This is a genomic window from Streptomyces sp. T39 (assembly GCF_008042045.1).
In the GTDB taxonomy this organism is placed as follows: Bacteria; Actinomycetota; Actinomycetes; order Streptomycetales; family Streptomycetaceae; genus Streptomyces.
In genome coordinates, this window is record NZ_RDBP01000037.1 from 243638 (window position 1) to 256103 (window position 12466).

A 12466-nucleotide genomic window follows, 5' to 3' on the forward strand; every position below is an offset into this window, starting at 1 on the left:
GGATGACGCGGGGCGCGGGACGGGGAGTGCGGGACGTCCGTACCGGCGCCCGCCGTCCCGCACTCCCCGTCCCGCGCCCCGCGTCATCCGGCTCGGCAGCCCGCGTCCGCGACTGCGTCTGGTGAGCCTCGGGCTCACCCTCGTGATGATCGCCTTCGTCGTGCGGCTGCTCCAGGTGCAGGCCGTCGACGCCGAGGCGCTCGCCGGCAAGGCGGACAGGAACCGCTACGACAGCGTGACCCTCGCCGCCGAACGCGGCGGGATCACCGACCGGTCCGGCGTCGCGCTCGCCATCTCCGTCGACGCGCACGACATCACCGCCGACCCGAAGATGTTCACGCCGAAGGAGAGCAAGGCACCCGACGCGCCCGAGCAGGCCGCCGCCCTGCTGGCGCCGATCCTCGGCACCGACGCCGCCGGCATCGCCGCGAAGCTGAAGAAGCCCGGCTCCCGGTACGCCGTCCTCGCCCGGCGCCAGACGCCGCAGGTGTGGAAGCAGATCAAGGATCTCAAGAGCGTGTACGCCGAGAAGGCGGCAGCCGACAGGAGCGCGGGCGGCCCCGGCGCCAACGTGCTGGCCGGCGTCTTCCAGGAGCCCAGCAGCAAGCGCGTCTACCCCAACGGGACGCTGGCCGCGGGGATACTGGGCTACGTCAACGCCGAGGGCCGGGGCGGCGGCGGGATCGAATCCCTCCTCGACAAGACGCTGGCGGGCCAGGACGGCACCGTCACCTACGTCCAGTCCGGCGGCCGGCGCATCCCGACGGCCGGCTCGCAGGAGACGCCCGCCGTCCCCGGGTCGGACGTCGAGCTGACCATCGACCGGGACATCCAGTGGGCCGCCCAGAAGGCCATCGAGGACCAGGTCGCCACGTCTCGGGCCGACCGCGGCTACGTGATCGTGCAGAACACCCGCACCGGCGAGATCCTCGCCATGGCCAACTCTCCCGGCTTCGACCCGAACGACCTCGGCCAGGCCGACGCCACCGCCATGGGCAACGCGGCGCTCCAGGACGCCTACGAGCCGGGCTCCACCGCCAAGGTCATGTCGATGGCGGCCGTGCTGGAGGAGAAGAAGGCCACCCCCGGCACGCACGTCGTCGTCCCGAACCGGCTGCACCGCGGCGACCGGCTCTTCAAGGACGACATCGACCACCCCACCTGGTACCTGACGCTCAACGGCGTCCTCGCCAAGTCCAGCAACATCGGCACCATCCTGGCCACCGGCCAGCTGGGGAGGACCCAGCAGGAGGCCAACCGGGTGCTCCACTCCTACCTGCGCAAGTTCGGCCTGGGCAGCACCAGCGGCCTGGGCTACCCCGGCGAGACCGCCGGCATCCTGGCGCCCCCGTCGGACTGGTCGACCTCGCAGCAGTACACGATCCCGTTCGGCCAGGGCCTGTCCGTCAACGCCCTGCAGGCCGCCTCCGTCTACTCGACGATCGCCAACGGCGGGGTGCGCATCCAGCCCACCCTCGTCCGCGGCACCAAGGGCCCCGACGGACGGTTCACCGCCGCGCCGGCGCCCGAGAAGACGCGGGTGGTCAGCGAGAAGACCGCCGACACGCTGGCGGCCATGCTCGAATCCGTCGTCGACGACCGGGAGGGCACCGGCACCAAGGCACGCATCCCCGGCTACCGCGTCGCCGGCAAGACCGGCACGGCCAACCGCGTGGACCCCGAACTCGGCCGCTACAAGGGATACACGGCCTCGTTCGCCGGATTCGCCCCGGCCGACGACCCGGAGATCACCGTCTACTGCGCCATCCAGAACCCCACCAGGGGCAGCTACTTCGGCGGCCAGATCTGCGGACCCGTCTACCAGAAGGTCATGGAGTTCTCGCTGAAGACCCTGCAGATCGCACCGACCGGCAAGGCACCCGCCCGGCTGCCCGTGACCTTCGAACCCGGCGAGTGACCGGAGGAACCACCAGTGACGACCATCACCCCCGATCCCGGGAACCGCCCCGGGCCCGGCACCTCTTTTTCCCCAGGGCCGTCCGCGCCCGGTACGCTCACCGCCGTGCCACACGCTGATCAGCCCTCACCGCCCCAGCCCGCAGCCGACCGCCCGGGAGCACCCCGCCCGGACCGGCCCCGCCCCACGGACCTCGGGGAGCTGGCGGCCCGGCTGGGCGTGCGGGCCCCGGACGGGGTCCGCGTCACAGGCATCACCCACGACTCCCGGGCGGTTCGGCCCGGTGACGTGTACGCGGCCCTGCCCGGCGCCCGGTTCCACGGCGCGGACTTCGCGGCCCAGGCCGCCGACCTCGGCGCCGCCGCGATCCTCACCGATCCGTCCGGCTCCGAACGCGCCGCCGCCACGGGCCTGCCCGTGCTCGTCATCGACGACCCGCGCGGCCGGATGGGCGAACTCGCCGCCGAGATCTACGGCCGGCCGGGTGCCGATCTGCTCCAGATCGGCATCACCGGCACCTCGGGCAAGACCACCACGGCCTACCTGGTCGAGGGCGGTCTGCGCGCCGCGGGCCGGGCCACCGGTCTGATCGGCACCGTCGAGATGCGGGTCGGCGACGACCGGATCAAGTCCGAGCGCACCACGCCGGAGGCCACCGACCTCCAGGCCCTCTTCGCCGTGATGCGCGAGCGGGGCGTCGACTCCGTCGCCATGGAGGTCTCCAGCCACGCGCTGGTGCTCGGCCGGGTCGACGGCTGCGTCTTCGACGTCGCGGTCTTCAACAATCTCAGCCCCGAGCACATGGAATTCCACTCCGGCATGGAGGACTACTTCCAGGCCAAGGCGCAGCTCTTCACACCGCAGCGCAGCCGCGAGGCCGTCGTCAACCTCGACGACGAGTACGGCCGCAGGCTGGTCGAGGAGGCGACCGTACCGGTCACCACCTTCTCCGCCGAGGGGCACCCGGACGCCGACTGGCGTGCCGAGGGGGTCGAAGTCACCGCCATCGGCTCCACGTTCACCGTGGTCGGCCCCAAGGGCGAGCGGCTGCGCGCCGCGGCGCCGCTGCCCGGCCCGTTCAACGTCGCCAACACCCTCGCCGCGATCGTCACCCTCGCCGTGGCGGGGATCGACCCGCAGACCGCCGCCGACGGCGTCGCCGCCGTCCCCGGTGTGCCGGGCCGCCTGGAGCGGGTGGACGCCGGCCAGCCGTACCTCGCCGTCGTCGACTACGCGCACAAGACGGACGCCGTCGAATCGGTCCTGCGCTCCCTGCGCAAGGTGACCGGGGGCAGGCTCCACATCGTCCTCGGCTGCGGCGGCGACCGGGACGTCACCAAACGCCGGCCGATGGGCGCCGCAGCCGCGCGCCTGGCCGACACCGCCGTCCTGACCTCGGACAACCCCCGTTCCGAGGACCCGCTCGCGATCCTCGCCACCATGCTCGCGGGCGCCGCCGAGGTGCCCTCGCACGAGCGCGGCGACGTCCTGGTCTTCGAGGAGCGGGCCGCGGCCATCGCCGCGGCCGTCGCCCGCGCCGGGGCCGGGGACACCGTCCTCGTCGCCGGCAAGGGCCACGAGCAGGGCCAGGACATCGCCGGGGTGGTCCGCCCGTTCGACGACCGCCAGGTGCTGCGCGCGGCGATCGAGGACTCCTCCGCGCACCGGGACGCGTCGCCGGACCGCCCCGTCGGAAACGAGAACAGTCAGGGATGACCCAGTGATCGCCCTCTCACTCGCCGAGATCGCCGAAATCGTCGGCGGGAAGTCGCACGACATACCGGATCCGGCCATTCTCGTCACCGGTTCCGTCGTCATCGACTCCCGCGCCGTCGAGCCAGGGAGCCTCTTCGCCGCCTTCAGGGGCGACAAGGTGGACGGCCACGACTACGCCGAACGCGCCGTCGCACAGGGCGCGGTCGCCGTGCTGGCCACCCGCCCCGTCCCCGCGCCCGCGATCGTCGTCGACGACGTCCAGGCCGCACTCGGCCGCCTCGCGCGGGCCGTCGTGGAGCGCCTGGGCACCCAGGTCGTCGCGCTGACCGGATCGGCCGGCAAGACCAGCACCAAGGACCTGGTCGCCCAGGTGCTGCGGCGCAAGGCGCCGACCGTCTTCACGCCGGGCTCGCTCAACAACGAGATCGGGCTGCCCCTCACCGCCCTGACCGCGACGGCCGAGACCGAACACCTCGTGCTGGAGATGGGGGCGCGCGGAATCGGCCACATCCGGTACCTCACGGAACTCACCCCTCCGCGGATCGGCATGGTCCTCAACGTGGGCTCCGCGCACATCGGCGAGTTCGGCGGCCGCGAGCAGATCGCCCTCGCCAAGGGCGAACTGGTCGAGTCCCTGCCCTCCGCGGAAGCGGGCGGCATCGCCGTGCTGAACGCCGACGACCCGCTCGTCCGCGCCATGTCCACCCGCACCCGGGCACGCGTCGTCCTTTTCGGGGAGGCCGCCGACGCCGCCGTACGTGCCGAGAATGTCCGGCTCACGGAGCACGGACAGCCCTCCTTCACGCTCCACACACCCACCGGGTGCAGTGACGTGACCATGCGGCTGTACGGTGAGCACCACGTGTCGAACGCGCTCGCCGCGGCCGCCGTCGCCCATGAGCTGGGCATGCCTGTGGACGAGATCGCCCTCGCGCTCTCGGAGGCGGGCACCCTCTCCCGCTGGCGTATGGAGGTCACCGAGCGTCCGGACGGCGTGACGATCGTCAACGACGCCTACAACGCGAACCCCGAGTCCATGCGCGCCGCGCTGCGAGCGCTGGCCGCCATGGGCGAGCCCGCACGGGCCAAGGGGGGCCGTACGTGGGCGGTGCTCGGCATGATGGCCGAGCTCGGGGACGAGGCGCTCGCCGAGCACGACGCGGTCGGACGGCTCGCCGTCCGGCTCAATGTCGGCAAGCTCGTCGCGGTCGGGGGCAGGGAAGCGTCCTGGTTGCAACTGGGCGCATACAACGAGGGTTCGTGGGGTGAGGAGTCGGTGCACGTGTCCGACGCGCAGGCGGCGGTCGACCTGTTGCGCAGTGAGCTGCGCCCGGGTGACGTCGTGCTGGTGAAGGCGTCCAGGTCGGTGGGCCTGGAGAAGGTCGCCGAGGCGCTGCTCGAGGGTGAGGGTGCCGTCCGATGAGGCAGATCCTGTTCGCGGGAGCCATCGGTCTGTTCCTGACCCTGATCGGGACCCCGCTGCTGATCAAGCTGCTGGCCCGCAAGGGATACGGCCAGTTCATCCGCGACGACGGCCCGCGTACGCACGGCAGCAAGAAGGGGACGCCCACCATGGGCGGCATCTCCTTCATCCTCGCCACGCTCATCGCGTACGCCCTCGCCAAGGTGATCACCGGCGAGGACCCGACGTTCTCGGGCATCCTGGTGCTGTTCCTGATGGCCGGCATGGGACTCGTCGGCTTCCTCGACGACTACATCAAGATCGTCAAGCAGCGGTCGCTCGGCCTGCGGGCCAAGGCGAAGATGGCGGGACAGCTGATCGTCGGCATCGCCTTCGCGGTGCTGTCCCTCCAGTTCGCCGACGCACGCGGCAACACCCCGGCGTCCGACAGGCTGTCGTTCATCACGGACTTCGGCTGGTCCATCGGCCCGGTGCTGTTCGTGATCTGGGCGCTGTTCATGATTCTCGCCATGTCCAACGGCGTGAACCTGACGGACGGCCTCGACGGGCTCGCCACCGGCGCCTCCGTGATGGTCTTCGGCGCCTACACCTTCATCGGCCTGTGGCAGTTCCAGGAGTCCTGCGCCAACGCGCAGACCCTGACCAACCCCAACGCCTGTTTCGAGGTGAGGGACCCACTCGACCTCGCGGTCGTCGCCTCCGCCCTGATGGGCGCCTGCTTCGGCTTCCTGTGGTGGAACACCTCGCCGGCCAAGATCTTCATGGGCGACACCGGTTCGCTGGCCCTCGGCGGCGCGCTGGCGGGTCTCGCGATCTGCTCGCGCACCGAGTTCCTGCTCGCGCTGCTCGGCGGACTGTTCGTCCTCATCACCATGTCCGTGGTGATCCAGGTCGGTTCCTTCCGGATGACCGGCAAGCGCGTCTTCCGGATGGCACCGCTCCAGCACCACTTCGAACTCAAGGGGTGGTCCGAGGTCCTTGTGGTGGTCCGTTTCTGGATCATCCAGGGCATGTGCGTCATCGTGGGTCTGGGCCTCTTCTACGCGGGATGGGCAGCCGACAAGTGAGCGACTGGCAGGGCAGGAAGATCACCGTCGCCGGCCTCGGCGTGAGCGGCGTCAGCGCCGCACGCGCCCTGGCCGGGCTCGGTGCGCAGGTGACCGTCGTCGACGGCGGCGACGGGGACACGCACCGGGCCCGTGCGGCCGAACTGGCCCCCCTGGGCATCGCGGTACGCCTCGGCGACGCCGAGACGCTGCCCGACGGCACGGACCTGGTGGTCACCTCGCCCGGCTGGAAACCCTCCAGCCCGCTCTTCGCGGCCGCCGCTGCCGCCGGCGTGGACGTCGTCGGCGACGTCGAGATCGCCTGGCGGCTGCGCGGCCCGGACGCGCCGCCGTGGCTCGCGGTCACCGGCACCAACGGCAAGACGACCACGACCCGGATGCTCGCCTCGATCCTGACGGCGGCGGGCCTGCGGACGGCGGCCATCGGCAACATCGGCACGCCGATCGTCGACGTCGTCACCGGGGACGAGCCGTACGACGTCCTCGCGGTCGAACTCTCCAGCTACCAGCTGCACTGGGCACCGTCCCTGCGGGCCCACTCCGCGACCGTGCTCAACCTCGCCCCGGACCACCTCGACTGGCACGGCTCCATGGAGGCGTACGCCGCCGACAAGGGGCGGGTCTACGAGGGCAACACGGTCGCCTGCGTCTACAACGTGGCCGACAAGGCGACCGAGGACCTGGTGCGCGAGGCGGACGTGGAGGAGGGCTGCCGGGCCGTCGGCTTCACGCTCGGCACACCGGGTCCGTCCCAACTCGGCGTCGTCGAGGGGATCCTGGTCGACCGCGCCTTCGTGGCCGACCGGCACCGGCAGGCGCAGGAGCTCGCCGAGGTCCGGGACGTCGTCCCGCCGGCCCCCCACAACATCGCCAACGCCCTGGCCGCCGCCGCGCTGGCCCGTGCCTTCGGCGTCGCGCCCGCCGCGGTGCGCGACGGGCTGCGGGCCTTCCGCCCCGACGCCCATCGCATCGAACACGTCGCGGACGTCGCCGAGGTGGCGTACATCGACGACTCCAAGGCCACCAACACCCATGCCGCGCAGGCGTCGCTGGCCGCGTACGACCCGATCGTCTGGATCGCGGGCGGGCTCGCCAAGGGGGCCACGTTCGACGAACTCGTCGCGGCGTCGGCGCAGCGGCTGCGCGGTGTCGTGCTGATCGGCGCCGACCGCGCGCTGATCCGCGAGGCCCTCGCGCGACACGCCCCCGAGGTCCCGGTGGTCGACCTCGACCGGACCGACACTGAGGCGATGTCCGCGGCGGTCGCCGAGGCGGCGGCTCTCGCCCGGCCGGGCGACACGGTCCTGCTGGCCCCGGCCTGCGCCTCGATGGACATGTTCACCGACTACAACAAGCGGGGCGAGGCGTTCGCGGAAGCGGTCCGCGCGCTCGCCGCCGAGCGCGGCTGACAGCCACCGGGTCCGGCTGGCGCCGGGCACGACTGGAGGGGACAGCACCGATGCCGCCCACCACCCCCGGCCCCACCCCGGCCCCGTCCGAGCCCTCGGGGCGCACGTCCGGTGACGCGGGAGCCGCGCCGGACACCCGTTCCCGGCCGTCCGCGGCCCCGGCCCCCTTCGCGGGGGCCGCGCGGCGCCGGCGGGCAGCACGGGCGGGCCTGCCCGCCCCGGCGTGGACGCCCGCGTACGCCGGGGCGGGCATGCTGCTGCGCGGCGGCGCGGGAGCGCGGGACGTCGCGCGTCCCAGCGCGCCGCGGGGCGGCTCGGGTGCGTCCTCCGGGGGCGGCCCGGCCGTCCCCGGAGGACCCCGGCGGCTGTACGAGCAGGCACGGCGGGCCTGGGACCGGCCGCTGACCGCGTACTACCTCATCCTCGGCAGCAGCCTGCTGATCACCGTGCTGGGCCTCGTCATGGTCTACTCCGCGTCGATGATCCAGGCGCTGGAGTACTCGCTGCCCGCCGCGTACTTCTTCCGCAAGCAGTTCCTCGCCGCCGCGATCGGCGCCGCGCTGCTCCTCCTGGCGTCCCGGATGCCGGTGCGACTGCACCGCGCCCTGTCCTACCCGCTGCTCATGGGCGCGGTGTTCCTCATGGTGCTCGTGCAGGTGCCCGGGATAGGGCACGCGGTGAACGGCAACCAGAACTGGCTCTACCTCGGCGGCCCGTTCCAGCTCCAGCCCAGCGAGTTCGGCAAGCTCGCCCTGATCCTGTGGGGCGCCGATCTGCTCGCCCGCAAGCAGGACAAGCGGCTGCTGACGCAGTGGAAGCATCTGCTGGTGCCGCTCGTCCCGGTGACCTTCCTGCTCCTGGGACTGATCATGCTCGGCGGGGACATGGGCACGGCGATCATCCTCGCCGCCATCCTCTTCGGCCTGCTGTGGCTGGCCGGTGCGCCCACCCGGCTGTTCGCCGGGGTGCTCGGCGTCGCCGTCGCGGTCGGTCTGCTGCTCATCAGGACCAGCGCGAACCGGATGTCCCGGCTGCAGTGCATCGGCGCGACCGACCTCGGACCCCAGGGCGAGTGCTGGCAGGCCGTGCACGGCATCTATGCTCTGGCCTCTGGCGGATGGTTCGGTTCCGGTCTCGGTGCGAGTGTGGAAAAATGGGGCCAACTGCCCGAACCGCACACCGATTTCATCTTCGCCGTCACCGGCGAGGAACTGGGCCTGGCGGGGACGCTGTCGGTGCTCGCCCTGTTCGCGGCTCTAGGCTATGCGGGTATCCGCGTTGCCGGACGCACGGAGGACCCCTTCGTGAGGTACGCAGCCGGAGGCGTGACCACCTGGATCACGGCGCAGGCCGTGGTCAACATCGGTGCGGTGCTCGGCCTGCTGCCGATCGCCGGAGTGCCGCTTCCGCTGTTCTCCTACGGCGGGTCGGCCCTGCTGCCGACGATGTTCGCCGTGGGGCTGCTGATCGCGTTCGCGCGACAGGATCCCGCCGCGAAGGCGGCCCTGGCCGCGCGGAGGCCCGGGGTGAGATGGAAGTCGATGAGACGGCGCGTGAAGAAGCGTCCGTCCGGAGAGCGGTGAATTTCGGTGCATGTCGTACTCGCCGGTGGGGGGACCGCCGGCCACATCGAGCCCGCGCTCGCCCTCGCGGACGCCCTGCGCAGGCAGGACCCGAGCGTGGGCATCACGGCCCTGGGCACGGAACGCGGACTGGAGACCAGGCTCGTCCCCGAGCGCGGTTACGAGTTGGCGCTCATCCCAGCGGTCCCGCTGCCCCGCAGGCCCACGCCCGAGCTGATCACCGTCCCCGGGCGGCTGCGCGGCACCATCAAGGCCGCCGAGCAGATCCTGGAGCGCACCAAGGCGGACTGTGTCGTCGGCTTCGGCGGCTACGTCGCCCTGCCCGGCTACCTGGCCGCCAAGCGGCTCGGTGTGCCGATCGTCGTCCACGAGGCCAACGCCCGCCCCGGCCTCGCCAACAAGATCGGCTCCCGCTACGCGGCGGGTGTGGCCGTGGCCACCCCCGACAGCAAGCTGCGCAACTCCCGCTACATCGGCATCCCTTTGCGCCACTCGATCGCGACCCTGGACCGCGCCCGCGTGCGCCCCGAGGCGCGCGCGGCGTTCGGCCTCGACCCGAACCTGCCGACGCTGCTGGTCTCCGGGGGCTCGCAGGGCGCGCGCCGGCTCAACGAGGTCGTCCAGCAGATCGCTCCGGTCCTCCAGCGCTCCGGCATCCAGATCCTCCACGCGGTCGGCCCGAAGAACGAGGTGCCGCGCGTGGACAACATGCCCGGGATGCCGCCCTATGTGCCGGTACCGTACGTGGACCGGATGGACCTCGCGTACGCCGCGGCCGACATGATGCTCTGCCGCGCGGGCGCGATGACCGTCGCCGAACTGTCCGCCGTCGGCCTGCCCGCCGCCTATGTCCCGCTGCCGATCGGCAACGGCGAACAGCGGCTCAACGCCCAGCCGGTGGTCAAGGCGGGCGGCGGCCTGCTGGTGGACGACGCCGAGCTGACCCCCGAGTGGGTCCACGGCAACGTCCTTCCCGTGCTGGCCGATCCGCACCGGTTGTACGAGATGTCGCGCGCGGCCGCGGAGTTCGGCCGCCGGGACGCCGACGACCTGCTCGTCGGCATGGTGTACGAGGCGATTGCGGCACGCCACCAGGCGTGAGAAGGCAGGGGAGCGTGGCCGGACCGACCACCGCCGAGCGCGGTGCGGAAAGACCCCCCGGCGGATCCGACGGGTCCGGGGGGCCGTCCGGCCCGCCCGCCCCGGACCCCGTCCGGCGGCGGCTCCTGGTGCGGCGCGCGCTGATCGCCGGCGCCGCCGCCGTGCTCCTCGCGGCGGGGCTCGTCTGGGTCCTCTACGGCTCCTCGTGGCTGCGCACCGAGGAGGTGCGGGCCACGGGCACGAAGGTGCTCACCGCACGACAGGTCGAGGAGGTGGCGGCGGTGCCGGTCGGCGACCCGCTGGTCTCCGTCGACACCGACGCCGTCGAGGCCCGGCTGCGGGCCCGGCTGCCGCGCATCGCGTCCGTCGACGCGGTGCGGGCCTGGCCGCACGGCATCGAACTGCGGGTGACCGAACGCACTCCGGTCCTGCTGCTGGAGAAGGGCGGGCGGTTCGTCGAAGTGGACGCCGACGGTGTGCAGTTCGCCACGGTCGACAAGGCGACCCGGGGCGCCCCCGTGGTGCGCCTCGACATCGCCGGGTCACCGGGCGCCACGCGTTTCGACGCCGGCCGGCTGCTCGCCGAGGCGGTGACCGTACGGGGTGATCTGCCCTCCCGGGTCGTACGCGAGACGACCTCGCTGGAAGTGCGTTCCTACGACGACATCTCGCTGCGGCTGACGGGGGACCGGCGGGTGCTGTGGGGCAGTTCCGAGCACGGTGCGGCGAAGGCTCGCACACTCGGAGCGCTGATGAAAGCGTCTCCCGGGGCGCGTCAGTTCGATGTGAGCGCCCCCACCGCCCCTGCCGTGGCCGGGAGTTGACGCGCATCTGCCCAGGCCAGCACCCTGGTTGGGCATTGCGCAGCGTGATCACATAGGGTGAAAAGAAAAACGGGAGGTTCGGCGTGTTCGTTGAACGGGCGCCTCGTGTCGACTTAGTGTCCTGTTCGGAAGAGTCCAGGGAACAGACACACTGATAACCCTAAACTTCACCGTTAGGGTTCGGGTCGGCAGCCGGGCTGGTCGGGCCGTCCCCATTCGACATCAGTCGTCGCACCGCGGTCCCGCGAGGCGTCGACACGTAACTCGAGGCGAGAGGCCTTCGACGTGGCAGCACCGCAGAACTACCTCGCAGTCATCAAGGTCATCGGTGTCGGCGGCGGTGGTGTCAATGCCATCAACCGAATGATCGAGGTCGGTCTCAAAGGCGTCGAGTTCATCGCGATCAACACGGACGCGCAAGCGCTGTTGATGAGCGACGCCGACGTCAAGCTCGACGTCGGCCGCGAACTCACCCGCGGCCTCGGCGCCGGAGCCAACCCGGCAGTCGGTCGCAAGGCGGCAGAGGACCACCGCGAGGAGATCGAGGAGGTCCTCAAGGGGGCCGACATGGTCTTCGTCACCGCGGGCGAAGGCGGCGGCACCGGCACCGGTGGCGCCCCCGTCGTCGCCAACATCGCGCGATCGCTCGGCGCCCTGACCATCGGCGTCGTCACCCGCCCCTTCACCTTCGAGGGCCGCCGGCGTGCCAACCAGGCGGAGGACGGCATCGCCGAGCTCCGCGAAGAGGTCGACACCCTCATCGTCATCCCGAACGACCGCCTGCTGTCCATCTCCGACCGCCAGGTGAGCGTCCTCGACGCCTTCAAGTCCGCGGACCAGGTGCTGCTGTCGGGTGTCCAGGGCATCACCGACCTCATCACCACCCCCGGCCTGATCAACCTCGACTTCGCCGACGTCAAGTCCGTGATGTCCGAGGCCGGGTCCGCCCTCATGGGCATCGGCTCCGCCCGCGGCGACGACCGCGCGGTGGCCGCGGCGGAGATGGCCATCTCCTCCCCGCTGCTGGAAGCCTCCATCGACGGCGCCCGCGGCGTCCTGCTCTCCATCTCCGGCGGCAGCGACCTCGGTCTCTTCGAGATCAACGAGGCCGCCCAGCTGGTGAGCGAGGCCGCCCACCCCGAGGCCAACATCATCTTCGGCGCCGTCATCGACGACGCGCTCGGCGACGAGGTCCGGGTCACCGTCATCGCGGCCGGCTTCGACGGCGGCCAGCCGCCGACCCGCCGGGAGAACGTGATCGGCTCGGCGTCGGCCAAGCGCGAGGAGCCGGCCGCGCCGCAGCGCCCCGAGGCGGTGCGCCCGGCGAGCGGACTGGGCACCGTCGGCGTCCACTTCGACGAACCGCCCGCCCTTCTCCAGCAGCAGGACCGGAGTGCGTTCGGTCACCCGCAGTTCGATGCCGTG

9 protein-coding genes are annotated in these 12466 nt (G+C 72.0%); all 9 read left to right on the top strand.

Going from position 1 to position 12466, the window contains the following annotated elements:
- The coding region (locus tag EAO77_RS23535; protein WP_261994116.1) for a peptidoglycan D,D-transpeptidase FtsI family protein at positions 1-1918 on the top strand (1918 nt) is incomplete at its 5' end.
- 15 nt (positions 1919-1933) lie between these two features.
- A complete protein-coding gene (locus EAO77_RS23540; protein WP_147990289.1) occupies positions 1934-3634 on the top strand; it encodes a UDP-N-acetylmuramoyl-L-alanyl-D-glutamate--2,6-diaminopimelate ligase in 1701 nt (566 codons plus the stop codon).
- 4 nt (positions 3635-3638) lie between these two features.
- A complete protein-coding gene (murF, locus tag EAO77_RS23545) occupies positions 3639-5057 on the top strand; it encodes a UDP-N-acetylmuramoyl-tripeptide--D-alanyl-D-alanine ligase (RefSeq protein ID WP_147990290.1) in 1419 nt (472 codons plus the stop codon).
- Complete coding sequence (gene mraY / locus EAO77_RS23550) at positions 5054-6124, top strand: phospho-N-acetylmuramoyl-pentapeptide-transferase (protein WP_147990291.1); 1071 nt, start codon at positions 5054-5056, stop codon at positions 6122-6124. Before murF ends, mraY begins: the two co-directional genes overlap by 4 nt.
- Complete coding sequence (gene murD, locus EAO77_RS23555) at positions 6106-7533, top strand: UDP-N-acetylmuramoyl-L-alanine--D-glutamate ligase (protein ID WP_147990292.1); 1428 nt, start codon at positions 6106-6108, stop codon at positions 7531-7533. Before mraY ends, murD begins: the two co-directional genes overlap by 19 nt.
- Positions 7534-7583: 50 nt before the next feature.
- On the top strand, positions 7584-9116 hold the full coding sequence (gene ftsW, locus EAO77_RS23560) for a putative lipid II flippase FtsW (protein ID WP_410088681.1): 1533 nt from the start codon (positions 7584-7586) through the stop codon (positions 9114-9116).
- 6 nt (positions 9117-9122) lie between these two features.
- Positions 9123-10217: an undecaprenyldiphospho-muramoylpentapeptide beta-N-acetylglucosaminyltransferase gene (gene murG, locus EAO77_RS23565; protein WP_147990293.1), complete on the top strand. Its 1095-nt coding sequence runs from the start codon at positions 9123-9125 to the stop codon at positions 10215-10217.
- A 14-nt stretch (positions 10218-10231) separates the two neighbouring features.
- Positions 10232-11041 (top strand): cell division protein FtsQ/DivIB, encoded by an 810-nt coding sequence (locus EAO77_RS23570; RefSeq protein ID WP_147990294.1) that lies wholly within the window; start codon positions 10232-10234, stop codon positions 11039-11041.
- A gap of 285 nt (positions 11042-11326) precedes the next feature.
- Positions 11327-12466 (top strand): cell division protein FtsZ (gene ftsZ / locus EAO77_RS23580; RefSeq protein WP_261994117.1); only part of this gene is annotated, 1140 nt, incomplete at its 3' end.